Origin of the sequence: Streptomyces sp. Wb2n-11 (assembly GCF_001049855.1) — a bacterium.
Classification (GTDB): Bacteria; Actinomycetota; Actinomycetes; order Streptomycetales; family Streptomycetaceae; genus Streptomyces; species Streptomyces altiplanensis.
Map to the genome: position 1 here is coordinate 3402354 of NZ_CVPB01000001.1, position 25149 is coordinate 3427502.

26 protein-coding genes and 1 pseudogene are annotated in these 25149 nt (G+C 71.3%); 17 read left to right on the forward strand and 10 right to left on the reverse strand.

The annotated features are described in order from the left end of the window. Positions 1-48: 48 nt before the first annotated feature. Entirely contained in the window at positions 49-558 is a 510-nt protein-coding gene (locus BN1555_RS15465) for a hemerythrin domain-containing protein (RefSeq protein ID WP_093799931.1), read from the forward strand. A gap of 377 nt (positions 559-935) precedes the next feature. On the opposite strand, the gene BN1555_RS15470 is transcribed toward BN1555_RS15465, so the two are convergent. Further along, a complete protein-coding gene (locus tag BN1555_RS15470; protein WP_093799932.1) occupies positions 936-3020 on the reverse strand; it encodes a heavy metal translocating P-type ATPase in 2085 nt (694 codons plus the stop codon). Positions 3021-3153: 133 nt separating this feature from the next. On the opposite strand from BN1555_RS15470, the gene BN1555_RS15475 reads away from it, so the two are divergent. Continuing rightward, positions 3154-3519, forward strand: coding sequence for an ArsR/SmtB family transcription factor (locus tag BN1555_RS15475; RefSeq protein WP_093799933.1), 366 nt, complete (start codon positions 3154-3156; stop codon positions 3517-3519). A 138-nt stretch (positions 3520-3657) separates the two neighbouring features. On the opposite strand, the gene BN1555_RS15480 is transcribed toward BN1555_RS15475, so the two are convergent. The 4 genes and pseudogenes from BN1555_RS15480 to BN1555_RS40370 form a co-directional block, all read right to left on the reverse strand. Further along, positions 3658-3939, reverse strand: a complete 282-nt coding sequence (locus BN1555_RS15480) for a hypothetical protein (RefSeq protein ID WP_093799934.1) — start codon at positions 3937-3939, stop codon at positions 3658-3660. Positions 3940-4173: 234 nt separating this feature from the next. Then, positions 4174-5019: a chaplin gene (locus BN1555_RS41310; RefSeq protein WP_304364349.1), complete on the reverse strand. Its 846-nt coding sequence runs from the start codon at positions 5017-5019 to the stop codon at positions 4174-4176. A 322-nt stretch (positions 5020-5341) separates the two neighbouring features. Then, entirely contained in the window at positions 5342-9670 is a 4329-nt protein-coding gene (locus BN1555_RS15490; protein ID WP_255306048.1) for an amino acid adenylation domain-containing protein, read from the reverse strand. 449 nt (positions 9671-10119) lie between these two features. Beyond that, positions 10120-10248, reverse strand: a pseudogene (locus tag BN1555_RS40370) (IS5/IS1182 family transposase); the annotation flags it as partial. A 15-nt stretch (positions 10249-10263) separates the two neighbouring features. On the opposite strand from BN1555_RS40370, the gene BN1555_RS38970 reads away from it, so the two are divergent. Continuing rightward, positions 10264-10440: a hypothetical protein gene (locus BN1555_RS38970; RefSeq protein ID WP_176710045.1), complete on the forward strand. Its 177-nt coding sequence runs from the start codon at positions 10264-10266 to the stop codon at positions 10438-10440. Positions 10441-10500: 60 nt separating this feature from the next. On the opposite strand, the gene BN1555_RS15495 is transcribed toward BN1555_RS38970, so the two are convergent. After that, complete coding sequence (locus BN1555_RS15495) at positions 10501-10899, reverse strand: VOC family protein (protein ID WP_093799936.1); 399 nt, start codon at positions 10897-10899, stop codon at positions 10501-10503. A gap of 268 nt (positions 10900-11167) precedes the next feature. Between BN1555_RS15495 and BN1555_RS15500 the strand changes: the two genes are divergently transcribed. After that, positions 11168-12070 carry an MEDS domain-containing protein gene (locus tag BN1555_RS15500; protein ID WP_093799937.1) on the forward strand — a complete coding sequence of 301 codons (903 nt, stop codon included), beginning with the start codon at positions 11168-11170 and terminating at the stop codon, positions 12068-12070. After that, complete coding sequence (locus BN1555_RS15505) at positions 12064-12501, forward strand: ATP-binding protein (RefSeq protein WP_093799938.1); 438 nt, start codon at positions 12064-12066, stop codon at positions 12499-12501. The genes BN1555_RS15500 and BN1555_RS15505 overlap by 7 nt, the downstream gene beginning before the upstream one ends. A gap of 9 nt (positions 12502-12510) precedes the next feature. Here the strand turns inward: BN1555_RS15505 and BN1555_RS15510 are convergent, their stop codons facing one another. Next, positions 12511-13077 (reverse strand): DM13 domain-containing protein, encoded by a 567-nt coding sequence (locus BN1555_RS15510; RefSeq protein WP_093799939.1) that lies wholly within the window; start codon positions 13075-13077, stop codon positions 12511-12513. Positions 13078-13210: 133 nt separating this feature from the next. On the opposite strand from BN1555_RS15510, the gene BN1555_RS15515 reads away from it, so the two are divergent. The 6 genes from BN1555_RS15515 to BN1555_RS15535 all read left to right on the forward strand — a co-directional run bounded on the left by BN1555_RS15515 (position 13211) and on the right by BN1555_RS15535 (position 17877). Continuing rightward, complete coding sequence (locus BN1555_RS15515) at positions 13211-13621, forward strand: hypothetical protein (RefSeq protein WP_141662856.1); 411 nt, start codon at positions 13211-13213, stop codon at positions 13619-13621. A gap of 84 nt (positions 13622-13705) precedes the next feature. After that, positions 13706-13876: a hypothetical protein gene (locus tag BN1555_RS38975; protein ID WP_176710046.1), complete on the forward strand. Its 171-nt coding sequence runs from the start codon at positions 13706-13708 to the stop codon at positions 13874-13876. 410 nt (positions 13877-14286) lie between these two features. Next, positions 14287-14757, forward strand: a complete 471-nt coding sequence (locus BN1555_RS15520; protein ID WP_093803423.1) for a cation:proton antiporter regulatory subunit — start codon at positions 14287-14289, stop codon at positions 14755-14757. A gap of 3 nt (positions 14758-14760) precedes the next feature. Further along, a complete protein-coding gene (locus BN1555_RS15525; protein ID WP_093799941.1) occupies positions 14761-16029 on the forward strand; it encodes a cation:proton antiporter in 1269 nt (422 codons plus the stop codon). Between the two features lie 121 nt (positions 16030-16150). Further along, positions 16151-17266 carry an LLM class flavin-dependent oxidoreductase gene (locus BN1555_RS15530; protein ID WP_093799942.1) on the forward strand — a complete coding sequence of 372 codons (1116 nt, stop codon included), beginning with the start codon at positions 16151-16153 and terminating at the stop codon, positions 17264-17266. Then, complete coding sequence (locus BN1555_RS15535) at positions 17263-17877, forward strand: FMN reductase (protein ID WP_093799943.1); 615 nt, start codon at positions 17263-17265, stop codon at positions 17875-17877. The genes BN1555_RS15530 and BN1555_RS15535 overlap by 4 nt, the downstream gene beginning before the upstream one ends. A 33-nt stretch (positions 17878-17910) precedes the next feature. Here the strand turns inward: BN1555_RS15535 and BN1555_RS15540 are convergent, their stop codons facing one another. Continuing rightward, positions 17911-18336 (reverse strand): ATP-binding protein, encoded by a 426-nt coding sequence (locus tag BN1555_RS15540; protein ID WP_093799944.1) that lies wholly within the window; start codon positions 18334-18336, stop codon positions 17911-17913. Between the two features lie 123 nt (positions 18337-18459). Here BN1555_RS15540 and BN1555_RS15545 point away from each other — a divergent pair, with 123 nt between their 5' ends. Both BN1555_RS15545 and BN1555_RS15550 read left to right on the forward strand, forming a co-directional pair. Next, positions 18460-19329 (forward strand): helix-turn-helix domain-containing protein, encoded by an 870-nt coding sequence (locus BN1555_RS15545; protein WP_093799945.1) that lies wholly within the window; start codon positions 18460-18462, stop codon positions 19327-19329. Beyond that, positions 19326-19565, forward strand: a complete 240-nt coding sequence (locus BN1555_RS15550) for a DUF397 domain-containing protein (protein WP_093799946.1) — start codon at positions 19326-19328, stop codon at positions 19563-19565. Before BN1555_RS15545 ends, BN1555_RS15550 begins: the two co-directional genes overlap by 4 nt. Positions 19566-19632: 67 nt before the next feature. Here BN1555_RS15550 and BN1555_RS15555 read toward each other — a convergent pair whose 3' ends face one another. Beyond that, positions 19633-20037 (reverse strand): hypothetical protein, encoded by a 405-nt coding sequence (locus tag BN1555_RS15555; protein ID WP_093799947.1) that lies wholly within the window; start codon positions 20035-20037, stop codon positions 19633-19635. A gap of 333 nt (positions 20038-20370) precedes the next feature. Here BN1555_RS15555 and BN1555_RS15560 point away from each other — a divergent pair, with 333 nt between their 5' ends. The 4 genes from BN1555_RS15560 to BN1555_RS15580 all read left to right on the forward strand — a co-directional run bounded on the left by BN1555_RS15560 (position 20371) and on the right by BN1555_RS15580 (position 24439). Further along, positions 20371-21327, forward strand: a complete 957-nt coding sequence (locus BN1555_RS15560) for a hypothetical protein (protein ID WP_141662857.1) — start codon at positions 20371-20373, stop codon at positions 21325-21327. A 587-nt stretch (positions 21328-21914) separates the two neighbouring features. After that, a complete protein-coding gene (locus tag BN1555_RS15565; protein ID WP_093799949.1) occupies positions 21915-22340 on the forward strand; it encodes a hypothetical protein in 426 nt (141 codons plus the stop codon). Between the two features lie 87 nt (positions 22341-22427). Further along, a complete protein-coding gene (locus BN1555_RS15570) occupies positions 22428-23849 on the forward strand; it encodes a VanZ family protein (RefSeq protein ID WP_093799950.1) in 1422 nt (473 codons plus the stop codon). A 197-nt stretch (positions 23850-24046) separates the two neighbouring features. Beyond that, the gene (locus tag BN1555_RS15580; RefSeq protein ID WP_093799952.1) at positions 24047-24439 is read left to right on the forward strand and encodes a hypothetical protein; all 393 of its coding nucleotides are present in this window, start codon (positions 24047-24049) and stop codon (positions 24437-24439) included. A gap of 66 nt (positions 24440-24505) precedes the next feature. On the opposite strand, the gene BN1555_RS15585 is transcribed toward BN1555_RS15580, so the two are convergent. Beyond that, positions 24506-25129 (reverse strand): tellurite resistance TerB family protein, encoded by a 624-nt coding sequence (locus BN1555_RS15585; RefSeq protein WP_093799953.1) that lies wholly within the window; start codon positions 25127-25129, stop codon positions 24506-24508. Positions 25130-25149: the final 20 nt, after the last annotated feature.

Here is a 25149-nt window from a genome sequence, read left to right on the forward strand (position 1 = left end):
GGGAAGGCGGATCGAACGACGTATCCCAGTACCCAGGAGGCGGACGGAATGACCCGGAGCACTGCCGGCACGACCGATGTGGTGGAGCTGATCCTCAAGGACCACCGGCGGATGGAGGACCTCTTCCACGCGATGCGGAGTGTGGAGGCGGACCGGGCCGCCGCGCTCAGCGAGTTCGCGGACCTGCTGATCGCGCACGGCGAGGCCGAGGAGGCCGAGGTCTATCCGGCGTTGCGGCGCTACAAGAAGGTCGACGACGAGGAGGTCGAGCACGGCGAGGAGGAACACACCGAGGGCAACAAGGCCCTGGCGGCGCTGCTGGAGGTGTCGGAGGTGGGTTCGGACGAGTGGGACGAGAAGCTGGAGGAGCTCTCGCAGGCCATCTCCCACCACACGGACGAGGAAGAACGCACGCTCCTCAACCACGCCAGGGAACTCGTGAAGGACGAGCGACGGGCGGAGCTCGGCGCGGCGTTCGTCCGTGAGCGCGACCGGCTGATCAAGGAGAACTGCGGAAGCCTGGAGAACGTACGCAAGGTCATCGCGAACTCGGAGTGACCCTGAAGCGTCATCCGGTCAGCAGCCACCGCCGCCCTCCCCTCCGCCGTGGCGACGCACGAGGGCGGCGAGGCGGACGTGTGCGACAGGAAGCTCAAGGAAGCGGCACTGCCCACCCCGGAGCACCGGGGTGGGTTACCGAGCCGCCGGTGACCGCCACAGTGGGCAAGGCGCCGAGCCAGTACACCGCCTGAGCGTTCACCAGGTCTTTCCTTGCCCCGCGTCGCGTGCCACGGTGCCGGGAGGGGACGTGCCGGGGCGCTCCCCGCAGGGTGTCGAACACCACCACCCCGAAGCGGAACCCGGTGCCCGAACGTTCGGCACCCGAGGAGACGCCCCGGCACGGCACCGACCCCAAAGCCCCCGCACCGCACTCGCTACGCGTCGCGCACCGCACCCCGCCAAGCCGACTCCCGCAGCAGCCGCAGCCCATTCAGCCCCACCAGCACGGTCGACCCCTCGTGCCCCGCGACCCCCAACGGCAGCGGCAGGTGCCCCACCAGGTCCCAGATCACCAGCGCCCCGATGCACACCGAAGCGATGACGAGGTTCTGGACCACCAGCCGGCGCGCACGCCGCGACAGCGCGACGACAGCGGGAACCGTCGCCAGCTCGTCGCGCACCACCACCGCGTCGGCCGTCTCCAGCGCCAGATCCGACCCGGCCCGCCCCATCGCGACCCCGGTGTGCGCGGCGGCCAGGGCCGGCGCGTCATTGACCCCGTCACCGACGACCAGCACCTTCTCGCCCGCCGTCTCCCACTCCCGTACGGCGGCGGCCTTGTCCTGCGGCAACAGCCCGGCCCGTACCCGCGTGATGCCGACCTCGCCGGCGAGCTTCCCGGCGGCTCGTTCGTTGTCGCCGGTCAGCAGCACCGGCGCCGACCCGGTCAGCCGCCCGAGCGCGGCGACCGCCTCGCCCGCCCCGGCGCGCACCCGGTCCTCCACCGCGAGCACCCCGGCCGGAACCCCCTCGACCAGCACCACCACGGCCGTGTGCCCCGCCCCCTCCACTTCGGCCACGATCACCCCAGCTTCACCACGCACCGCATCCGCCCCCGTGCCCGCGCCCCCACCCCCGCTCGCACCCGCACCCGCACCCGCGCCCGCACCCACGCTCGCGTCCGCGCCCCCCAGCAGCGCCGCCGGGCTCCCCACCCGGACCTCCCGGCCACCGACGACCGCCCGCACCCCGCGCCCCGGCGCCGAGGAGAAGTCCTCGGCCGGATCGAGGCGCAGGCCGCGCTCCACCGCCAGGGAGACCACCGCCCGCGCGAGGGGATGCTCGCTGGGGTACTCGGCGGAGGCCGCCAGCGCCAGCACCTCGTCCTCCTCCCACACACCGGCAGCCACCGGCACCCGCACCCCGGCGACCCGCGGCGAACCCTCCGTCAGCGTGCCGGTCTTGTCCAGCGCCACCCGCGTGACCTCGCCCAACCGCTCCATCACCACAGCGGACTTGACCAGCACCCCGTGCCGCCCGGCGTTGGCGATGGCGGACAGCAGCGGCGGCATGGTCGCCAGCACCACCGCGCACGGCGAGGCGACGATCATGAACGTCATGGCCCTCAGCAGCGTCTCCTCGAAGTCCGCCCCGAACACCAGCGGCACCCCGAACAGCGCCAGCGTGGCGACGACGACGCCCACCGAGTAACGCTGCTCGACCTTCTCGATGAACAGCTGCGTCGGCGCCTTGGTCCCACTCGCCTCCTCGACCATCTCCACGATGCGGGCGATGACCGACGCGGAGGCGTCCTTGGCCACCCGTACCCGCAGCGCCCCGGTGCCGTTGAGGGTGCCCGCGAAGACCTCGTCGCCCGCCTGCTTGGTCACCGGCAGTGGCTCCCCGGTGATGGTCGCCTGGTCCACCTCACCGGCACCGGCGACGACCGTACCGTCGGCGGGCAGCCGCTCACCCGGCCGTACGAGCACCAGGTCGCCGACCCGCAACTCCCCGATCCCCACCACCTCTTCCCCCGCGTCCTCCCCCGCGTCAGCACCCTTCAGCCGTACGGCCGTGGCCGGGGCCAGGTCCAGCAACCCCCGCACCGAGTCGGCCGTGCGACGGGTGGCCAGCGCCTCCAGCGCCCCCGACACCGCGAAGATGACGATGAGCAGCCCCCCGTCGAGGAACTGCCCGATCGCCGCCGCCCCGATCGCGGCGACCACCATCAGCAGGTCGACGTCGAGGCTCCGCTCCTTGAGCGCCAGCAGCCCCGCCCACCCCGGCTCCCAGCCGCCGGACACGTAGCAGAGCGCGTAGAGCGGTCCCCAGGCCCACGCCGGGGCGCCGGCCAGGTCGAGCGGGAAGGCCAGCAGGAAGGCGACGGCGGACAGCGCCGCCCACCGCACCTCCGGCAGCGCCAGCAGCCTCGTACGGCGCGAGGGGACCGGCGGGGCGGCGAGCAGCCGGGCGACGGGACGGTCACCGGCGGCCCGGCCGTCGAGTACGGGGGAAGCCATCGAAGGGCCCCTCTCACAGAGGTCTCACAGAGGATCGGACCGGGCGCACAGGCACGGGCGGACCTCACCACCATAACGGAACACATGAAGAGCTCTTCACTCGTTGTTCCGTATGCCCCGATACGATGGGCGCATGGGACACGGAGTCGACGCACGCGCCACACCCACGGGCCACCTGGACGCGGACGCCGCCGCCACCATCGCCGCCACGCTCCAGGCCCTGGCCACCCCGTCCCGGCTGATGATCCTGACCCGGCTGCGCCAGAGCCCGTGCGGCGTGACGGAGCTCGCCGAAGCGGTCGGGATGGAGCAGTCCGCGGTCTCCCACCAGCTCCGGCTGCTGCGCGCGCTGAGCCTGGTCACCGGAGCCCGGCAGGGCCGCCGGATCGTCTACAGCCTGTACGACAGCCACGTCGCCCAGCTCCTCGACGAGGCCGTCTACCACATCGAGCACCTGCGCATCGGCGCCCGCGACACCCCCGCGCCGGCACGGCCGTGACCACGCCCCGTCCCGTCCCGTACGCGCGCGAAGAAGGCCGGCACGCACACCGAATGGCGTACGTGCCGGCCTTCACAGCCCTGCGGCCTCACCCAGGAGCACAAGGAGGGCGAGGAGTGCAGAAGCGCAGGCGTTCCCTCAGTCCCCGAGCGGCAGGCCGCCGAGCGCCCGGGTGGCCTCCATGGCGCCTTCGGCACCTTCCAGCACCAGCTTCTTGGAATCGCCTTCCTTGAGGTGCTGTACGGCCTCGGTCGCAGTCCGCGGGACGGATTCGACGACAGCATCGCCCAGCTGGCCCGCGGCCACGGCCGGCGACGCCACTCCAGCAGCGCCCAGCTGGCCCGCGGCCACGGCCGGCGACGCCACTCCAGCAGCGATCATCGAAATGGCAACAGCCGAAGCGGCCTTCATGTACTTCATTCCAGTAATCCTTTTTGTGCTGGCGTAAACCCGCGAACCACGAATCCCACGACACTCTGACGCTGCTGTTCCGTGCCACTTACACCTGGACTAACGAAGGCCCGGACGGAGAGAAACTGAAGCCCGGGGCGCTTCTTGTGATTCACCCGGATGCCGGGATGGAAGAGGTCCGGACACGGCGATGGAGCGGGCTCCGGAGAACCCGCTCCATCGGACACGCCGGTGACCCGCGGCTCAGACCCGCGCGGCCCCGCGACGGCGGACCATCAGCACTCCGCCACCGAGCAGCGCGGCACTGATCGCGGCGGCGGCTCCGATCTCACCGGCGCCCGTGTGGGCCAGCGCCGGGGCTCCGACGACCCGGGTCTCCTTCGCAGGGGCCTCGCCGGCCGGAGTCCCGGCCGCCGGGACCTCGTGCACGGCCGGCTGGGTCTTGGGAGGCCCGTCGACGGGCGGCTTCCCGACGGGCGGCTTGCTCCCGGGAGTCTCCCCGCCGGGCTCCGCGTCGACCGGCGGCTTCGCGGCCGGCGGCTTGCTCCCGGGGCCCTCCTCGCCGGGGCCCTCCTCGCCGGGGCCCTCCTCGCCGGGGCCCTCCTCGCCGGGGTCCCCGCCGACGGGCGGCTTTCCGACGGGCGGCTTCCCGCCCGGCGCCTCGTCGCAGGGCGGCTCCTCGCCCGACCACCCATGACCGGGGGCCCCGCCGCCGAGGTGGCCGCCCTCGAAGTGCCCGTCACCCCGGTCCGAGTGGTCCGGGAGGCCCGGGTGGTCCCTGTCCGGGTGCCCCTTGCCCGGGTGCCCCTTGCCGGACGAACCGCTGTCGTGGTCCCGGTAGGACGACGGCTCGTCCTTCGCGCCGTTGGCGCAGTCGTTGCCGACCGCCGGGTTGAGGGCGCCGACGGCGTCGACGGTGTTGCCGCAGATGTTCATCGGCGTGTGTGCGGGGCTCTGGGCCGTGTTGCCGGCTCCGACACCGGGCGCGTTGCCGGCCCCGCCGTGTGCCTGGACATCCGCGTGGGCGTAGCCGCCGGTCATGGCGAGGACCCCGGAGGCGGCCGCCGCAGCGAAAACGCTTCTGCTCAATACCTGTCGCACTTTGCCATTCCCTGTCTTTGATGCGTGCGAGTGAGCCGATTGCCCACGCGCGATGAGGGAAGTTCGATCGGCCGGACATGTCGTCCGGACTGAGAACCACTGGCTGACGCACTCGTTGTCGACTGGTCAAGTCGCGGCGCACAGCCGTCGATATCCGTAACGACCGGACCGCGTCGAGGAAACTCGGCAAAAGGGTCTATTTCTCTGGCATCGTCCGAAGGCTCCGGGCCTTTGCCAACAGCGGGGTTCCCGCAGGAGGCGTCCGCCTTTCAGGGTGGCCGTCGCCGCACCGCACCCGGACCGCCACCGCTCACCGCTTGCGCACCGGCGCAACCCGGTCCCGCCGCGATGTCCGTCCCTCGGCTTCGCCGAGAGCCGTAGCCACCAGCGGGCCCACCTGTGCCGTGGCCCGAGGACCCAGCAGGTGGAAGTGCTGCGCCGGTACGCCATGCGTCCGTACGGCGCCCTCCACGTACCGGTGCCACTCCCACGCGGTGTGCGCGGGATCGCGGCGGTGGCCCGGGATCGGCTCGTCCGCGGTGAACAGCAGCAGGTCGCCCCGGAAGACTCCCGGCTCGAACGTGCTCATGAGCTTCACGTTGTTGCGCATGACGTCCAGGAGAGGAAAGGTCGTCCGGCCCTGGAACAGGTGGGCGGGCAGCCCGGCCTCACGGATCACCGTGTCCACCAACCGCTCGACGTCCCCGGCGCCCATGGCGTTCACGGCGTCCTCGGCGTTCACGGGCCCCGCCGTGTCCGCCGGGCCGGTGGCCGGGACTCCGTCGTGCCGGCCGTCACCGCCGGGGCCGCCCCATCCGCCGCCCGGGCCCAGCTCGCCGCCGAGGTCGTCCAGGAGCAGCCGCAGCCACTGCCGCCTGTTCAGCTCCGGCAGGCCGGCGAAGGCCCGCTTGTTGTCGGGGTAGGCGTCGAGCACCGCCAGCACGCCGACGCGCTCCCCCTCGTCCTGGAGCCGAGTCGCCATGGCGTGAGCCACCAGTCCGCCGAAGGACCAGCCCAGCAGGTGGTACGGGCCGGCCGGCCGGACCGAGCGGATCTGCCGCACGTAGTCGGCGGCCATCTCCTCCACGCTGGACGGCGGTACGCCACCGAGGTCGCTCAGCCCCCGTGCCTGGAGGGCGTGGACGGGCCGGTCGGGTTCCACATGGCGCAGCAGGGCCGCGTAAGGGGTGCCGAGACCGCTGCCGGGATGGACGCAGAACAGAGGCGGCACACCGCCGTCCCCCGCGCGGAGCGGCAGCAGGGGGTCGAGCCGGTCCCGGCGTCCGGGTGCGCCGGACCGGCGCCGGGCGGCCGGCTCCTCCTTCCGTCCCGCCTCCCCCGGCCCCCGTGAGGCCGGCCGGCCCCGGTACTGCTCGGGCACCTCCGCCCCGTCCGGGCCCCGCAGCCGCTCGGCGAGCTGCGCCACCGTGGACGCCTCGAACACGGCACGGACGGGCAGTCGCGCTCCGAGCGTCTCGTGGACGCGGGCCACCAGCCGGGAGGCGAGCAGCGAGTGCCCGCCGAGCTGGAAGAAGTCGTCGTCGACGGACACGCCGCCGAGGTCGAGCACTTCGCCGAACAGCGCGCACAGCCGCTCCTCCCGTTCGTCGCGCGGCGCACGCGGCGCACGCGACGCGACCGCGGCGCGCTCCGGCACCGGAACCGGCACGGGCAGCGCCTTGCGGTTCAACTTGCCGCTCGGGCTCAGCGGCAGTGTGTCGAGCACCACCAGATCGGCGGGGACCATCTGCTCGGGCAGGGTGCGCGCCAGGTCCCGCCGCGCCCCGGCGAGGTCCACGCCGCCACGGTCGCCGCCCGCCGCCGTCTCGGTGACATAACCGATCAGCCGCTCACCGGCCACCGTCACCGCGGCCTGTGCCACACCGGGCAGGGCGCGCAGGGCGGCCTCGACCTCGCCCAGTTCGATCCGTACACCGCGCAGCTTGACCTGGTCGTCGGTGCGGCCGAGGAAGTCGACGGAGCCGTCCGGCAGCCAGCGGGCCAGGTCACCGGTGCGGTACATCCGGGCGCCCGGGGCACCGAAGAGCTCCCCGAACGGATCGGCGGGAAACCGTTCGGCGGTCAGCTCCGGTCGGCCCACATAGCCGCGGGCCAGCTGTGCGCCCGCCAGATACAGCTCACCGGGCACGCCCGGGGGGCACGGCTGGAGGGCGGCGTCCAGCACGTACAACCGCGTGTTCCACACCGGCCTGCCGATCGGTACCGGTCCGCGGGCGCCCGGCACGCACCGGTGGTGGGTGACGTCGACGGCGGCCTCCGTGGGCCCGTACAGATTGTGCAGTTCCGCCCGTGGGAGCAGTGTGTGGAACCGGTCGGCCGTCCCGCGCGGCAGCACCTCGCCGCTGCTGAAGACCTGCCGCAGCTCCGGACAGCGGGCGGCGTCCGGTTCGGCGAGGAAGGCGTCGAGTACGGAAGGGACGAAGTGCGCGGTGGTGATGTGCTGTTCGCGCACGACCCGCGCCAGATACGCCGGGTCGCGGTGGCCGCCCGGCCGTGCCAGGACGAGTGTGGCGCCGCTGATGAGCGGCCAGAAGAACTCCCACACGGACACGTCGAACCCGACCGGGGTCTTCTGCAGGACCCGGTCGTCGCCGGTGAGGCGGTAGGTGTCCTGCATCCACAGCAGGCGGTTGACGATGGCCCGGTGCGGCACGGACACGCCTTTGGGGCGGCCGGTGGACCCGGAGGTGTAGATCACGTACGCCGGGTCCTCCGGCCGCGCGGCGGGCAGCGGACGACCGTCCCCGGCCCGGGGGTGGCCATGGAGGACGTCCGCGACCGCCGGGTCGTCCAGCAGCAGCCGCGGCACCGCGTCCGCCGGGACGAGTGGCGCTGCCGCCGTACTGTCCGACCGGGTGACCAGGAGTTCCGGCCCGGCGTCGGTCACCATGCGGCCCAGCCGCTCGGCCGGCTGGTCGGGGTCCAGCGGCAGGTAGGCGGCGCCGGTCCTGAGCACGGCGAGCAGAGCGACGACCAGTTCCGTACAGCGCGGGAGGCCGACGGCGACGGTACGGCCGGGAGCGGCACCACGGGCGGCGAGCAGCTGGGCGAGCCGTTCGGCGGCGGCGTTCAGCCGGGCGTACGTCGTCGGCCGGTCACCGTGGTCCGCGTGGTCGGTACGGTCCGTGGGGGCCGCCGGGTCCGCGTCCGCCGGGAGGACCGCGAGCCGGTCGGGGGTGCGCGCGGCCTGCGCCATGAGGAGTTCCGGCAGGGTGGTGTCGGGCACCTCCCGGGCCGTGTCGTTCCACTCCACCAGTACCCACTGCCGCTCCTGCGCGGAGAGCAGGCCCGAACCGCCCACGGTGCGATCGGGGCGGGAGGCGTCGCAGAAGGCGTCCAGCAGCCGTACGAAGCGTGCGCGGTGCCCGGCCAGGTCGTCCTCGGAGTACAGCCCGGCGTTGGCGTTGAGGTCGATGCGGATGCCGGTGCCGTCCGACCTGTCGTACGCCATCACGGCGAGGTCGTCGACGACCCCGTTGGACAGGTTGTGGGCCGTGACCCGGTGTCCCGCGAACGTGAAGTCGTAGCCGAAGGACATGATGTTGACCTGCGTCCCCGCGAAACCGCGTCCGCTGTCCGGCAGCCGCAGGTCACGGGCGATGTCGACGCAGCGGTAGCGCTGGTGCGGCAGCGCCCGCCGGACCTCGCGCGACACCTGCCGCAGCAGATCACGGACGCGCAGGTCCGCCGACACCTCAAGACGCAGCGGCACGAGGTTGGCGGACATCCCCGGCATGGCGCGCAGCGCGGCGTCGGTGCGCGCCGTGACCGGCAGGCCGATGACGACATCCCGTTCACCGGTGACCCGGTGCGTGTACGCCGCCGTGGCGGCGATCACCATGACGGACCAGTGGGTGCCGGCGTCCCTGGCCGCACGGCGCAACCGGACGGCCTCCTCCTCGGACAGGCGCACGGTCTCGCGGAGGGTGACGGGGGAGGGGGAGCCACCGGTGCGGCCGGACAACCGGGGCGGGTCCTGGCAACGGAGAAACCGCTCGGTCCAGTACGCACGGTCGGTGGCGCACTCCGGCGACGACTGGTACGCGGCATCGCGTTCGAGCAACGACCGCAGTGAACCGAAGGAATGCTCGGCCGCCTCGACTCCGCCGACCAGCGCGGTGTACAGCTCGGCGACCCGTCGCACCACCAGGACGGCCCCCGCCGCGTCGGTGATGATGTGGTGGAAACTCTGGTACCAGGCGAACCGATCCGGCCCCAGTGCGAACAACGCGTACGAGAACAAAGGACCGCGCCCCAGATCCACCGGCCGCCGCAGTTCTTCCCGCATCCACTTCTCCGCGGCCGCCCGGGGATCCGGCTCGCCGCTGACGTCGACCACGGGGAACGGCCAGTCCCGCACCGTGTCGAGCACCTGCCACGGAGCCCCGCCGTCCTCCACGAACCGCACGTTGAACGGCTCGGCCTCCGCCACGGCTCTGCGCACCGCCTCCTCGAACAGCCGCGGCTGCACCGGGCCGTGGATCTCCAGGTACTCACCGATACGGAAGGCCGCGCCGTGTGCGTGCATTTGTTCGCCGAACCAGATCTCGCGCTGACTCGTCGACAGGGGCAGGCGAATTCCGCGGAGGTCGGGCTGGTCGAGGTGATCGGGCCGCACGTTTTCCCCAAGGGCTGATGGTTCGAAATTTCATTCGCATTGATTCGGTGGGGCGGTACCGCATCGCAATCACCGCCGCGTACCGAGCCTAAGGGAAGGGAAATTCGGAATTCTCCGGACTGGCCTCGGTGCGACCGGTTCCCTATTCGGACACCATTCCGAAGTGCGTTGTTTCTTCTGATCGCGTGCGGGGCACCGGGCCGGTCGGGGAGGCGGACGGCCCCTCACTGCGAAGGGCCCATGGGGACAAGAGCCCCCTGCGGGCCCATGAGGACCCATGAGGTCCCCCAGGCACCCACGACGGGGGGCCTGGGGGAAGTCCCTTCTGCGTAGCGTGCGCGCGGCCTGTGCACCGACCGGCAAGCCATATGGATATGCGCACCGGTGAACGCCGCAAATCTGCGCTGCCCGCATTCGGAGATCTGGATCATGGTGAGCCTTTTCGAATCTCACGTTGATACGCGGTGAAGGGCGAGGACGGCCCTCACGAAACCTGTGATGCGGTGGGTGCCCCGGCGGGGTTTCCGCGGGATCCGCCAGTCCTTGAGGGTGGCCATGGCCTGCTCGCCGAGGCACCGCCTCGTCCGGCGACCTTGTCTACGCGCCCGCCCGGAGGGCTCCTCGCCTCGTTCGCCCGATGTAATGACGGCCGGTGCGCGCTCGGCGCGTACGGCACGACCACCGACGGCGGCCTCACCGAGCGCCTGATCACCGGCGGCGTGGACATGTTCCTGAGCCACTACGGCCCGCGGAACCCGCAGAAAAGGTGAAAGGGAGCCGGGAACGTCTTCCCGGCTCCCCTCCTCTCAGGGCGTTACCGCGTTACCGCCTCACCCCTGCTTCTCTTCGCCGCTGCCGTACGGGCGCGTGATCGCCTCCAGGCCGTGGCCGGACGGATCCATGAAGTACATGCCGCGACCGCCGTCATTGCGGTTGATCTCGCCCGGCTGCTTGCCGTGCGGATCGGCGTAGTACGTGATTCCGGCGTCCTCGACGCGCTGGAAGACGCCGTCGAACTCTTCCTCCGTGACGAGGAAGGCGTAGTGCTGGACGGTGATCGACTCCGCGGGGACGGTCGCGAAGTCCAGAGTGACGCCGTTGCTCAGCTCCACGGCGATGAACGGGCCCCACTCGGCCGAGATCTCCAGGCCCAGGACGCGGGCGTAGAACTCGGCTGATTCCCGGTTGTCCCGGGAGTGGACGATGGTGTGATTCAGCTGTACCGACACGGTGGAATGCCTCCGTAAGGCAAACTCACGGGCTACCTCCATGCCTCACCCGACCGGTGACCGACACGCGATGCCGTGCGGATGATCCTAGGACGGACTCCCGTCCCCGTCACGTGGGTTGGCGGCCGCTCACGCGATGCGGGCGGCGGCCGGGGCCCGCATCGCGGCCGCCTCTTTCGGGTGCCGGCGTCCGGCTTCCGGTACGGCTGACCGGACCGGTCCGGTATCCATAGGGTGGGCGGAGAGCGGGAAGGGACCCCTGGAAGCGATGGACCAACGGGCAGACGCACATCCGGGCCTCCTGCCCGTTCAGGGGATGCGGGCGGGCGACCACGCGTTCCTCGGTTATGACGACGACGAAGCCAACTGGGGCGCGCTCGTCGCCTACACCCGCACCGGACTGGCGCGCGGTGAGAAGGTGATCGTCTTCGCGGCGCCACAGCTCGACCCCGACGCCGTACGCCTGCGTCTGGACGGGACCAGTCCGCTGCTCGCCGAGGCCCGCGGACGGGGACAGCTGACGCACAGCAGCATGCGCGCGCTCATCCGGCCCGATCGCCGCTTCACTCCCGAGCGGCAGTGGGAGCGCCTCCGCGAAGAGACCTCGCTCGCCGTCGCGCAGGGGTACCGGGGACTGCGGGCGTTCATCGACATGCACTGGGTGGCGGACCTCGACGCCGATGTCGCCACGATGACGTACCGCGAGTCCCACGCCGGACACCTCTTCGACGGCCGGCCCTACAACGAGGTCTGCTCCTACGACCGGCGCGCGTTCGACAGCGACGTACTCGACGCCATGTCCGACGCACACCCCCGCTCGCTCCTCTCCGCCCTCGGGGAGCTGCGCGTCCTGCACGCGGACGACTCGGTCAGGATCGCGGGCGAGGCCGACCACGCCACGCGTGAACCCTTCGCGACCGCCCTGCGCGCCGCCCTCGACCGGACCGCCGGGTCCCGGCTGCTGGTGGATCTGGGGTCTCTGCACTTTCTCGGCGCACGGTGCGCCCTCGATCTCATCGACCTCGTCGATCACGGCCACCGCGTCCCCGGGGCCTCCGGACACGGCGGCGTCGAGGTGCGCTGCGGCGCCGCACAGGCGGTGCTGCTCCGCAGACTCGGTTCGGGCGGGGTCCGGCACCTCACGCTGACGGAGGTGGCCCGGGAATGGTGACCGAAGGGGCACACCTCAACGGCGGCGGGCCGCAGGAACGGCTGCTGGAACTCGATTTCGTCCAGGACGACCTGCCCCGGCTGCGCGTACTGGTCGACCAGTACGCCGCCTGGGCGGGACTGGCGGAGCCCCGCAGGGGCGACTTCGTCCTGGCGGCGGACGCGGTGGCGACGAACGCCGTCGAGCACGGCGGCGGGAGCGGCAGGCTGCTGCTGCGCCGCGCCTCCGGCGCGCTCGAATGCACGGTCAGCGACTCGGGTCCCGGCTTCACCTCCTCCGTCATCCCGGAGCTGGCGCCGGGGCTCGGCGGCAGCCACTGCGGCCGGGGGCTGTGGCTCACGCGCCTGATCACGGACCGGCTGGTCGTCGCGGCCGGGGCGGACGGGGCGGACGGGAGCGTGGTGACGTTCGCCATGGTGCTGCCGGGCTGAGGCGACCGGTCACGCGGGGGCGGTGAGCTCGGCGGCGCCGAAGGAGACGTCGAAGCGGTCGCACCAGATGCTGACACTGGTGAGGCCCTTCAGGTCGAGGCCGGCGGGCAGCGCGTAGTTCTGGTCGCCCTTGTTGCCCTTCAGCCTGCCGAGGCTGACGTACGTGCCGTCGTCGAAGACGTGCCAGCCGGCCCTGCCCTCCTTCACCGGCGCGTCGGTGAGCCAGACGCGCAGGTCGGGGCCGTTGCTGGTGTCGAGGTTCTCCAGGCGCAGGGTGCGGGAGCCGTCGGGGAGCCGGACGACCTTCGCCGTACCGGTGGTGCGGTGCTCGTGACTGATCAGGGAACCGGAGGCGAGGATCCGGGGGGCGGAGGGGGTGGCGGGGGCGTCCGGGGTGGCCGCCCCGGGGCCCGGGAGGGCCGGCGGGGTCGCGGGGGCCGCTACGGGGAGTTCGTCCCGCACCGTGTCGTCCACCCACAGTTTCCACGGCTGGAACCAGTACAGACCCGCGCCGGCCGCCACCACGGCGACGAGCAGCACTCCGATGACCCCGGGCTTGCCGAGTATGCGACTCATGCGCCCATTCAACGCCCCGAAGCCCGCTCCGGCCCCTGCTTTCCGGTGACGAAAGCCTTACGGCGCTAGACCGGTGGGGGGGACTTCGGTGTCGTACCGCTAAGAACCGGCCCGGTCGTGGGACCAGACGCACATGCCTGCCAAGTGCCCCGGCCCGGTCCCGCGCGCGGTGCGACGCGGTGTGCTGACGGCGCTGCTGGTACTCACCGCGGTCTTCGCCGCGGTGCTGGGCGAGAGGGGCACAGTACAGGCCCGGTCGCCGGTGGTGCCCGTCGCCGAATCGGCGTTGGGGGCCGGGGCCGAGGGCCAGCCGTCGGACACCGCCGACAGTGAGGTGCGCGGGGGCGGCGTGGGGTCCCGCGAGGTCCGGCGGGGGCGCGCGCGGGGCCGCAGCACGGCGGGGGCGGGGGTGGTGGCGCCGTACCGGCGTGCGCGGGCCGGGGGCCGGCTCCCGCACCGGACGGCCCGGTCCGGGGACGTGGCGCTGCCGGTCGAGGGGCCGTTGGCGTGCGCGGTACGGCGGTGTGTGGTGCTGCGCTGCTGAGGAGGACCGCGCCTGCGCGCCGCCGCGCCGCGCGCCACTTCCCCGCTTCAGCGCTGAACCCCCTCGACCGTAAGGACGTTCGCCATGCCCATCGATCCGTATGCCGCCCTGAACGCCATGCTGCGCGCCGAAGTCGCCCGCTCGTCCGACCCGTCCGCCGTGGACCCGTCCCTGGAGCGGCACGAGCCGCAGCAGTCCGAGCGGGGCGGCGAAGGCGGCGGTGAAGAGGGCCCGGCGGCCGGTTGCCGCCCCTGACGGCCTCTCCCCGGCCGAAGGAGCCGGGGGCGGGCCCGCCCGCCGCGGTCCGGCACCACCGGCCCGGCCGAACGCCGGCGGTCGCCCGGCTCATCACCACCGGCGGAGTACGGGGGACCTCCGTACTCGGTCCTCCGCCCCACGGGTCCGGCCCGCAGCGGAGCGGAACACCGGATCACCCGGAACCCCCGGGACACCCGGAACACAAGGCGGTGGCGCTCTTGGCCCGGTCCGGGAGCGCCACTGCCCTGTGTTCCGGCCCCTGAGCTGCCCTTACGTCCGACAGGAGCCCCGGACGAGCCCGGAGTAGGGTAATGCGTAGGCAAAGCAGCCGGCCGCTTTGTGTGCTTTCGGCCGCCGCCCGGAAGTCCCTCCTCGCCGTGGCCGGGCAGCAGACCGGGAGGCAGAGCATGAGTACGCGCCGCACCACGCTGCCGGGCGTCGGCACGCAGTACGACTTCGTCACCGACGGCGGTCAGCACATCTCCGTCGTCGCGCACAAGGACGGGCGGCGCTTCCTCGGCTTCTACGACCGCGACGATCCCGACGCGTGCCTGCTCTCCGTACCCCTGACGCCCGACGAGGCCACGGCCCTCTCCCACCTCATCGACGCGGAGCCCGGCCACGCCGTGCGCACGGACGGGGTCGACCTCGTCACCGAGCACATCCCCGTGACCGGCAAGTCGCCGTACGTCGGACGGCCGCTCGGCGACACCCGGGCGCGCACCCGCACCGGCGCCTCGGTCGTCGCCGTACTCCGGCGGACCGCCGTGACGCCGTCGCCCGGGCCGGACTTCCGGCTGAGCGTCGGGGACACGCTGGTCGTCGTCGGCACGCGCGAGGGCGCCGACGCGCTCGCCGGGATCATCGCGGGGGGCTGAACCGTGCACAACACCGCCGCGCTGCTGATCGAACTCGGAACGCTCATCCTCGCGCTCGGCCTCATCGGCAGACTGGCGGAACGGGTCGGCCTCTCCCCCATCCCGCTCTACCTGCTGGCCGGGCTCGCCTTCGGGCACGGCGGGCTGCTGCCGCTCGACGCCAGCGAGGACTTCGTGGCCGTCGGCGCCGACATCGGCGTCATCCTGCTGCTGCTCCTGCTCGGGCTGGAGTACAGCGCGTCCGAGCTGGTCACCAGCCTCAGGACCCAATATCCGTCGGGGGCCGTGGACTTCGTCCTCAACGCGACACCGGGCGCCGCCGCCGCGCTCCTCCTCGGGTGGGGGCCGGTCGCCGCCGTCGCGCTCGCCGGCGTCACCTGGATCTCGTCGTCGGGGGTCATCGCCAAGGTACTCACCGACCTGAGCCGTCTCGGCAACCGCGAGACCCCGGCCGTGCTCGGCATCCTGGTGATCGAAGACCTGTCGATGGCGGTCTACCTGCCGCTGCTGACCGCGCTGCTCGCGGGCGTCGGCCTGGCGGGCGGCAGCGTGGCGCTGGTGATCGCGCTCGGCACGGTCGGGATCGTCCTGTACGTCGCGCTGCGCCACGGGCGCCTCATCAGCCGGGCCGTGTCGTCCGACAACCCCGAGATGCTGCTGCTCGTCGTACTCGGGCTGACGGTGCTGGTGGCCGGTGTCGCGCAGCAGCTCCAGGTCTCGGCGGCGGTCGGCGCGTTCCTGGTCGGCATCGCGCTGTCGGGGGACGTCGCGGAGGGCGCGCGCACGCTCCTCGCACCCCTGCGGGACCTCTTCGCCGCCGTCTTCTTCGTCTTCTTCGGCCTGTCGACCGATCCGGCGGGCATCCCGCCGGTGCTGCTGCCCGCGCTGCTGCTGGCCGTCGTGACGGCGTTCACGAAGATCCTCACCGGCTGGTACGCCGCCCGGCGGGCCGGCATCGGCACACGGGGCCGGCTGCGGGCGGGCGGGGCGCTGGTGGCGCGGGGCGAGTTCTCGATCGTGATCGCGGGCCTGGCGGTGGCGACGGAGCCCCGGATCGGGCCGATCGCGACGGCGTACGTCCTGATCCTGGTCCTCCTGGGCCCCCTGGCGGCGCGCTGGACCGAGCCACTGGTTTCGCGGATGCGGTGGAGGGGGCGGGGAAAGGGCGCCGGGCGGGCGGCCGGGGCACGGGAGCAGGGCCCGCCGTCCCTGCACCGTGAGGCGTTCGGCCTGACGGCGCACGTGGCGCCGGAGCAGCGGCGCGGCGCCTGAACGGGAGCGCGGGTGGTCCGCGGGGAGCCGCGGACCACCCTGGAATACGACAGGGAGGCGCACCGTTGTAGGGTTTGTTCAACATTCAACTAGAGGCTTCCCCGCCTCGGAGGTGAGCGCTGTGCAGTTCGGGATCTTCACCGTCGGTGACGTGACGACCGACCCCACCACCGGCAGGACGCCGACGGAGAACGAGCGCATCAAGGCGATGGTCGCCATCGCGCTCAAGGCCGAGGAGGTCGGGCTCGACGTCTTCGCGACGGGCGAGCACCACAACCCGCCGTTCGTCCCCTCCTCGCCCACGACCATGCTGGGCTGGATCGCGGCGCGCACCGAGAACATCATCCTGTCCACGTCCACCACGCTGATCACCACCAATGACCCGGTGAAGATCGCCGAGGACTACGCGATGCTCCAGCACCTGGCCGACGGCCGGGTGGACCTGATGATGGGACGCGGCAACACCGGGCCGGTCTACCCGTGGTTCGGCAAGGACATCCGCCAGGGCATCCCGCTCGCCGTCGAGAACTACGCGCTGCTGCACCGCCTGTGGCGCGAGGACGTCGTCGACTGGGAGGGCAAGTTCCGCACCCCCCTGCAGGGCTTCACCTCCACACCGCGCCCGCTGGACGGCGTACCGCCCTTCGTCTGGCACGGCTCCATCCGCTCCCCCGAGATCGCCGAGCAGGCGGCGTACTACGGCGACGGCTTCTTCCACAACCACATCTTCTGGCCGGCCGACCACACCCGGCGGATGGTCGAGCTCTACCGCGAGCGCTACGCCCACTACGGGCACGGCACCCCGGACCAGGCGATCGTCGGGCTCGGCGGCCAGGTGTTCCTGCGCAAGAACTCCCAGGACGCGGTGCGCGAGTTCCGCCCGTACTTCGACAACGCGCCGGTCTACGGACACGGGCCCTCCCTGGAGGACTTCACCGAGCAGACCCCGCTGACCGTCGGCTCGCCGCAGGAGGTCATCGAGAAGACGCTGGCCTTCCGCGAGTACGCGGGCGACTACCAGCGCCAGCTGTTCCTGATGGACCACGCCGGGCTCCCGCTCAAGACCGTCCTGGAACAGCTCGACCTGCTCGGCGAGGAAGTCGTGCCCGTGCTGCGCAAGGAGTTCGCGAAGAACCGCCCGGCGAACGTGCCGGACGCCCCGACCCACGCCTCCCGGGTGGCCTCGGCGACCGCACGGGAAAAGAACGCACCGGAAGAGAACGAGGTGACCTCATGAAGCTCGTGGTCGTATCGGCGGGCCTGAGCGTGCCCTCCTCCACCCGACTCCTCGCGGACCGGCTGGCGGAGGCGACGCGCACCTCCCTGAACGCCCCGGGCGACGCCGACATCCGCGTCGTCGAGGTACGGGAGCTGGCGACCGCCATCGCGAACCACCTGGTCACCGGCTTCCCGAGCCCGGCGCTGTCCGAAGCGATCGACGCGGTCACGGAGGCGGACGGCCTGATCGCCGTCACCCCCGTGTTCTCCGCCTCGTACAGCGGTCTGTTCAAGGCGTTCTTCGACCTGATCGACAACACCGCCCTCGTCGGCAAGCCGGTCCTGATCGCCGCGACCGGCGGCACGGCCCGTCACTCCCTGGCGCTGGAGCACGCCATGCGTCCGCTCTTCGCCTACCTGCGGGCGCTGGTCGTACCGACGGCGGTATACGCCGCCTCGGAGGACTGGGGCTCGCAGGGAGACGCCCGGACGGACGACCTCCCGCGCCGGATCGAGCGGGCGGGCGCGGAGCTGGCGGAGCTGATGGAGTCGCGCGCCGGGTCCCGCCGGCCCGCCGGTGAAGCGGTGGTGCCGTTCGCCCAGCAGCTCGCGGCGCTGCGGACCGGCTGACCCGGCCGGGTCGGCCGGACCGGCCGGCCCGGTTCACGTGATGGTGAGGTCCGCCCACACGACCTTGCCGACGTTACGCTCCGTCACGCCCCACGCGTCCGTCAGCGCCTCCACCACGAGCAGCCCGCGCCCGCCCTCGCCGTCCCCGGCGTTCCCGGCGGGGCGGGCGCGCGGCCATCGCTCACCGCGCGTGTCCGCCACCTCGATACGGACCCGCCCTCCCGCCAGCAGCAGGAGACGCACCTCGAAGTCCCGTCCGGGCACGTGCCCGTGCGTCACGGCGTTCGCGGCCAGCTCCGCGACGACATGGGCGACGGCGTCGGAGGGCTCGGTACCGAACGGCACACCCCAGGTGTCGAGCTGCTGGACGGCGAGCATCCGCGCGAGCCTGGCCCCACGGCGGGTGGAGCTGAAGCGTTGGACGAACTCGGCGGAGACGGAAGCGATTTCGGTGTTCATGTGACAGAGCGTGTCTGCCCCGGCGTACCCTGACCAGGCATGACAGCTGGACGCTGGGTAACTGTACGGGTACGCACGGCACGGTGTACGGCACGTCGGCCGTGACCGGGAGAGCGGTACGGCATGACGGAATCCGTGAACCGGGAATCACGCCCCGAGCTGCCCTCGGAGGCGGACGGCACCGCACACCTGTTCCGTGCGATCGGCAAACAGATCCGGGTGCTGCGCGAGAACCTCGCCATGAGCCAGAGGGAACTGGCCACGGCGACCCACTGCGGGCTCGACCTCATCTCCGCGATGGAACGGGGCGTACGGACCCCGCAGCCGGAGTTCCTGGACCGGGCCGACGACGTACTGAAGGCGGGCGGGGTACTGCGGGCGGCGGTCCCGGACGTACGGGAGGCGCAGACTCGGGCGCGGACGCGACACCCGGATTGGTTTCGTGATTACGCGAAGGCGGAGGCGGACTCGGTCGTACTGCACGAGTACGCCAACCAGGCCGTACCCGGTTTGCTTCAGACAGAGGATTACGCACGAGCGGTCTTCACGCAGCGTCGCCCTTTGCTGGACGAGGAGACGATCGAAAAGCGAGTCGCGGACCGGCTCGCGCGCCAAGTGATATTCGAGCGGTGGCCGGCGCCCACCTTCAGCTATGTACTCGAGGAAGCAGTGCTGCAACGACCGATCGGTGGCCAGCGCGTGCACGAGCACCAGTTGCGGCAACTGCTGCAATACGGTCGATTGCGCCCCATCGAACTACAGGTGATGCCAACCAGTCGCGAGGAACACCCGAGTATGGATGGGCCGTTCACACTTCTGACGCCCAAGGGGCGCCACCAGGTGGCGTACACGGAAGTCCAGGGCTACCCCCGGCTGATCACTGACTCTGAGGGAGTCAGCACGTTCACCGAGCGCTATGGGATCATCCGAGCCCAGGCTCTCACGCCCAGGGAGTCGCTGGCACTGATCGAGAAGATGCTGGGAGAGCGATGATGACGGAACTCCACTGGTTCAAGTCCAGCTACAGCGGCGGTGAAGGCGGGACGTGCGTCGAAGTCGCGTACAACTGGCGCAAGTCCAGCTACAGCGATGGCGAGGGCGGCGACTGCGTCGAGGTCGCCGCGCACCCCACCACCATCCACGTCCGCGACTCCAAGATCACCGACGGCCCGCAGCTCGCCGTCGCCCCCGACTCCTGGGCCGCGTTCGTCTCGTACGCCCGCGCCTGACGCGCGAGCCCGCCGCCGACGCTCTCACCAGCGACGCCTGTCGTGTGGGGAGGGCGTCGGTGTCTGCTCACCGCGCTTGTCCGGGCAGCGGTCGTTTCACAGCGGCGATCACGGCGGTCACGGCAGCGGTCACGACGAGGCTCCCCACCGCGACCATCACCACGCCGACCATGAAAAGGCCGCTGCCGTCGTCCGACCAGTCGTAAGAGGCGGCAACGGTCAGGCCGGCCGTGGTGCCGAGCACGGCGGCTGCGACGTAGCGCCGGGACGCCGCCCAGTACAGCGGCACCAGCAGAGTCAGCACCAGCCCGATCACCTGCCACGCCTCGTACGGACCGGTCGTCGACCCATCGGGCTGTACGTCGCGATGCTGGTCCCAGCCGAGCCAGGAAGCCCACGCCGCTGACGTCACCACAGCCAGCACGAGGATCGCCGACAGCTGGGAATGGATTTCCGGGATTCGTTGTCGCATGGCCCGAGACTTCCGCCTCACGCTCGTGACCGGCCAGAGCGCACGTACTCAGACGTATGCGAGTACTTCGACGTGCGCCCGAGTGGATTGACCGCCCCCGCCGCGATGCGGCAGCCGATGCCGATGCCGGAACGGTGCGCCGCTGCCGGGCTCCCCGGCCCGAACCGGCCTGTCGGGGGCATTTCGCTGGGCATATGCGGGAGTTGGGCGCGATGCGGTACGGTGACCGCATCATCACCCTTCGTGTCCGTCCGGACACGGGGCGGTCCCCGGCGGTGCGCCAACACCGATCCGAGGACCTTCACCATCGAGGACCACTCAGGAGTCCCGAGGATGCTTCGGCATGCTATCGCGCCCCTTCGTCGCTACACGAAGGCTTCGCACGACGTCGTGCAGCACCCGCGTTTGAACAGCGACGCGAAGATCCTGCTCCTGTACGTACAGGGCCTCCCCGAGGGCTCGACCGCCAAGTCCCTCAGCGCGCACGCGGAGCGCCTCGGAATCAAGGGCCGGGCGTACCAGAAGGTCAAGCAATCCCTCGCCGCCTGCGGCTTCCTGCACGAGTGGCGCCACCAGGACGAGCGGGGCCGCTGGGTGACCGATCAGCTCCTCGCCAACGTCCACCTCACCCCCGAGGAGGCGACGGCCGTCCGGGACGGCGGCGTACCGAGTACGCACATGCGGACGGTCGGTGAACCAACGCCTCGGACGGTCGGTGACTCCCCTTCGGGGGTTAACGACGGGGAGAAGAACACTCCCCACCCACCCACCAAGCCGCAGGAACCGGAGACGGACCCGGAGCCTGAGCCGGCTCCTGCCACCGACGACGACCCCGACGACCCCGAACGCGCGCTCGCGGAGAACGTCCTGCTGTCCCTGCGCCAGACCCGCCGCGAACTGCACCTGGGCGAACGCGAGGCCCGTACGCTCTCCGGAATCGCGGCCGACTGGCTGCGCAGAGGCATCAGCGCGGCCGACCTGCGGCACGCGCTGACCAGCGGGCTGCCACCGGCCGGCGTCCGGTCCGCCGTCGGGTTCCTGCGGCACCGCCTGACGGAGAAGATGCCGCAGGAGCGGCCCGCCACGCGCCCGCCGCACGAGGCCGCGCCCCGGCAGGAGGCCCACCGCCCGAAGCCCCTCATCACCTGCGAGGGCCCCGGCCCCGAACACCTCTTCCGGCCGCTGGACGACGAGACGCGGTGCGGACGCTGTCGCCAGGACGCGGCCTGGGAGGCCCACGCCGCGAAGCACCCGCCCCACGGCCCGGCTCCCGTATCGAGCACGAGCTGAGGCCCGCCGCAGACGCCAATGCGGTCTCGATGGCGGCACCCGGCCATCCACCATCAAGATCATCCCCGGAGCCCAGGGCCCCGTCTCCGAATTCCTCACCAACGTCGACGGCAACGGCGCCGGTGCCGCGTTCTCCCTACCCGACCCCAACGCCGAGAAATCGGAGAATCCCCCACCTTCCAACTACGCCTCGACGAGAGACACCTGCCATCGCCCCTCAACCAAACGACCGGCGAGACGCACTCCCCCCGACCGGGACCCAAAGCCGGGTGCATTCGCAGCCGAAGACAAGCCCCAGGTGAGGGTTTCGGCCTGCCATAGGCCGGAATTAAACCAATTCACCTAAACATGCGGTGAGTGTGCACCTTGTCACCAAGAGCAATGCCTTCACATAACCAACGCACCTTGCGCACACGTGTTCACCAAACGTAACTTTGACGCGTTGATCATTGCCTGGTCCCCAACTAGGCGCCATATCAGCGGTGTTTGGGTGGGGGGGACTTCGGCCGACCACACGTGTGTCCTCTCCTGCCATCTCCCAGCTCTTCACGGCCTTGAAGGCTGTGACCTACCGGAAGTGACAGGAAATGCGCACCTCGATCAAGACCGCAGCCCGTGCAGTCGCCGTGACCGGCCTGACCCTGGCGGCACTCGGCGCGACCACCACCGCCCAGGCCGAGACCCGTTCACCCTCAGGCGAGGCCGTGACCGTGGCGAGCTGTGGCACGCTCTCCAGAGGCTACGTCTGCACCACGCTGAGCAGCGGCACCCTCTACCACCGCAAGTACACCAACGACATCGCCTCCACCTGGTACGACAAGGACAGCGGCGGCAGCATCACCGCGCGTCTGGGCTACGACGGCGCCGGCTACAAGTGGACCGGCTGGTTCACCCAGTCCGCCGGCACGACGAAGACCGGTACCTGGAGTGACGTCTCCTACTGCAATGCCACCATCGGCCGGCTCGAGGTCAGCGGCCAGCAGACCTTCCAGACTCCGCTGGCTGACTGCTAGAACCCCCGTCCGGTCCGGCCTGACACAGGCCGGACCGGATCGGCTGACCTCGCTTGATGTTCCTCCCTGGATAGGCCCACCACTGCCGTGTTCTCTGCGATCTTCAAAGACCAGACAGTCTTCATCATCTCCGCCTCCATCGCGGTCCTCTTGGCCGCCGCGATCTGCTACCTCCTCGCACACCGCATGGGCACGCGCCCGTGGTCCTGTGCCGGCCTGGGGGCTGCGGTCACCGCCGAAGTGGCCCTGACTCTGTTCCTGCCGAGCGGCGATGGTGTGTCCGGAGCAGGCAAATGCGTCCTGAACCGCAACTACGCCGAACCCTTCGCCACCGAGCAGGGCCTGCTCAACCTCGCCCTGTTCATGCCTGTCGGGGTCTTCGGCATTCTGGCCCTGCGTCGGCTCCTGCCGGTCCTGGCCGGCGGGATCGGGCTGTCGCTGGCCACCGAACTGCTGCAGACCCTCCTTCCCGGAGTCAGCCGGGGTTGCGACAGCAGTGACCTGCAGATGAATGCCCTGGGAGCCGCCGCCGGCGCCCTGGGCACCTGGTGGGTCCTCCGTTCCCGCGACCGCGCCCTGCCGGCCGACGCCGCTGCCAAGCCCACCGCGATGGCCTGCGTGGCCGCGCTTGTGGTGACCGCTGTGACCTGGACCCTGTGGATCACGCCCGTCCCCGTGGACGCCACCACCCTCCAGCTCACCGGCGACAAGGAACGAACAGCCGCCGAGAAGGCCCTCTCCCATGCGCTCGGCGACCGCTTCAGCATCAGCGCCGTCCAGCTACGGACCGGCACCCAGGGAGAATCCGACTCGCTGCTGATCACCCTCGAAGCCGGGAGCGCGGAACTCAGCTGGCCCGATACCTCCAGACTCACGGTGAGCCTGGAGAACTCCAGCCTCACCAGCCCCGCCAGCTTCCCCGTCGACGGCGTCATCAAGCCCCCCGCGAACGAGAAGGACGCCCTGGACATCGCCCGCCGCTACGCCCAGGCCCGCTATCCCTGGGGCCTGCGGGACACAAAAGTCCAGGCCGTTTCTGTGGGAGAGCGCGGAGAACTGGGCTGGATCGTCAGCTGGCGCCGGCTCAACGACGACGGCGTCCTGATGCCCATGCGCCTGGATGTCCAGATCAACACCGCGGGCCGCGTCTCCCAACTACTGGTCCACGACATCGACGACCCCAAAGCACTGCCCGCCCCCACCGTAAACAAGAAGAAAGCAGCTGACATCGCACTCAGGACACTGGACGCAACTCAGCAAGCGAACAATGTCCGCGTTCAGGACTGCGGCCTGCGGGCCGTCGACCACGACGGTACCTGGAGGACCCACTGGGTCTGCGCTTTCCAGTCCGACGACCCGAGCCTGACGCTCATGCCCGTCTCCGTGGACGCCGTCACCGGAAAGCCGCAAGAACAACAGCAACCACAGGAACTGCAGCCCCCCTCCGGCGAACTCTCCGACGGCCCCCCGGGAGAGAACGGGCCAGGCTCCACCCCGCAGAACCCGTAACTGCAAGCTTTTCCACGTCACGCCAGCGGACAGCCGCACCAGGCCGGCGTCGGCAGTTGTCCGGACACGAGCTTCCCGGGGTCGAGGCCGACCAGGTACCCGTGAAGGCGCTGACGGACCTTGGAAGGCCGGGCCGGGGAACCGGTCGGGGACATCGTGTACGAATACGAGAGGGTGCCGGTGCCTACGATGACGTGATGGTTCATGATCCGGTGGCGTACGTACGGTTCCAGGGCACGGTTCCCCGGGCACGGGGCAACTTCCCCGGGGTCTTCGGGCTCGTCAACGGCCTTGCGCGGGACGGGAAGCTGACGACGGAGCAGGAGCGGTTCCGGCGTACGAACAACGACTGGTACGACGTGGCGTACACCGACCCGAGCACCGTCGACCCGGCCGTCTACGACGAGCGCGTCAACCCGGGCGCGGCGGCCTGGTTCAAGCCGACCGCCGTGGAGCTGATCGCGCGCGTGGGCGGCTATCTGGAGATCCTGGCCGCCCACGGCGTCGAGTACCGGCTCGTACGGTCGACGGATCCGGGGCGCGTCGTCTACGAGGACGCGCACCAGATCGTCGTCGTCCCGCACGGCTGAGGGGAGCCGGCCGGCGGCCGCGACCGCCGACTACGGCGCGGCCGGGCCGGCGGTGCGCACTCCGCCTCAGATGCCGAACTCCGTGGGCGGCACACCGAGAGCCGCGCAGGCTTCACGAATGGCGTACTGCTCGGACGGCTCGAAGTACCCGTCGGCGCCGGCGACGACCATGCCGGTCTGGATGACCGCACGGGCCTCCGCGGGCTTCTTGGCGGCCTTGGCGATCACCTGGAGCACCTCGGCCTTGCCCAGCTCGAAGTTGGACAGGAGCCGGTCCACATGCTGGTTGAAGCGCTGGCGGAGCTGGTCCGCCGGGAAGTTCTGCAACACCTCGTTGGAGACGATCAGCTCCTCCACGCGCTGCCGCTCCGCGGGCTCCACCTGCCCGTCGGCCGCCGCCACCAGTGCGCACATCGCCATGCTGGCGTCCCGGTAGGCGCCGCTCTTGAGCTCGGTCTTGACCGAGGCGAGCTGGGTCTTGAACAGACCGATCAGCTGGGCCTTGGATCCGCCCGATCCCGAGCCCGAACCGCGGGATCCGGATCCGCTCTGCCCGTAGGCGCCGCTCTGGCCGGGGGCGCCGCTCTGGCCGGGGGCGCCGCCCTGTCCGTGCCCCCCGCCCGTGCCCCGACTGCTCTGGGACTGCTGGAAGCTCTTGGCCTGGTCCTTGATCCGGTCCCAATTCACCACTGGTGCCACCTCGGCTTGTA

Excerpts from the sequence above, each read along its gene's own strand:
- BN1555_RS15535 (WP_093799943.1), top strand. The coding sequence starts at position 17,263 with ATGAAGCTCGTGGTCGTATCGGCGGGCCTGAGCGTGCCCTCCTCCACC.
- BN1555_RS15520 (WP_093803423.1), top strand. The coding sequence starts at position 14,287 with ATGAGTACGCGCCGCACCACGCTGCCGGGCGTCGGCACGCAGTACGAC.
- BN1555_RS15515 (WP_141662856.1), top strand. The coding sequence starts at position 13,211 with ATGCCTGCCAAGTGCCCCGGCCCGGTCCCGCGCGCGGTGCGACGCGGT.
- BN1555_RS15550 (WP_093799946.1), top strand. The coding sequence starts at position 19,326 with ATGATGACGGAACTCCACTGGTTCAAGTCCAGCTACAGCGGCGGTGAA.
- BN1555_RS15470 (WP_093799932.1), bottom strand. The coding sequence starts at position 3,020 with ATGGCTTCCCCCGTACTCGACGGCCGGGCCGCCGGTGACCGTCCCGTC.
- BN1555_RS15555 (WP_093799947.1), bottom strand. The coding sequence starts at position 20,037 with ATGCGACAACGAATCCCGGAAATCCATTCCCAGCTGTCGGCGATCCTC.
- BN1555_RS15540 (WP_093799944.1), bottom strand. The coding sequence starts at position 18,336 with ATGAACACCGAAATCGCTTCCGTCTCCGCCGAGTTCGTCCAACGCTTC.
- BN1555_RS15505 (WP_093799938.1), top strand. The coding sequence starts at position 12,064 with ATGGTGACCGAAGGGGCACACCTCAACGGCGGCGGGCCGCAGGAACGG.
- BN1555_RS15565 (WP_093799949.1), top strand. The coding sequence starts at position 21,915 with ATGCGCACCTCGATCAAGACCGCAGCCCGTGCAGTCGCCGTGACCGGC.
- BN1555_RS15500 (WP_093799937.1), top strand. The coding sequence starts at position 11,168 with ATGGACCAACGGGCAGACGCACATCCGGGCCTCCTGCCCGTTCAGGGG.
- BN1555_RS15480 (WP_093799934.1), bottom strand. The coding sequence starts at position 3,939 with ATGAAGTACATGAAGGCCGCTTCGGCTGTTGCCATTTCGATGATCGCT.
- BN1555_RS15465 (WP_093799931.1), top strand. The coding sequence starts at position 49 with ATGACCCGGAGCACTGCCGGCACGACCGATGTGGTGGAGCTGATCCTC.
- BN1555_RS38975 (WP_176710046.1), top strand. The coding sequence starts at position 13,706 with ATGCCCATCGATCCGTATGCCGCCCTGAACGCCATGCTGCGCGCCGAA.
- BN1555_RS15560 (WP_141662857.1), top strand. The coding sequence starts at position 20,371 with ATGCTTCGGCATGCTATCGCGCCCCTTCGTCGCTACACGAAGGCTTCG.
- BN1555_RS15475 (WP_093799933.1), top strand. The coding sequence starts at position 3,154 with ATGGGACACGGAGTCGACGCACGCGCCACACCCACGGGCCACCTGGAC.
- BN1555_RS15510 (WP_093799939.1), bottom strand. The coding sequence starts at position 13,077 with ATGAGTCGCATACTCGGCAAGCCCGGGGTCATCGGAGTGCTGCTCGTC.
- BN1555_RS15580 (WP_093799952.1), top strand. The coding sequence starts at position 24,047 with ATGGTTCATGATCCGGTGGCGTACGTACGGTTCCAGGGCACGGTTCCC.
- BN1555_RS15545 (WP_093799945.1), top strand. The coding sequence starts at position 18,460 with ATGACGGAATCCGTGAACCGGGAATCACGCCCCGAGCTGCCCTCGGAG.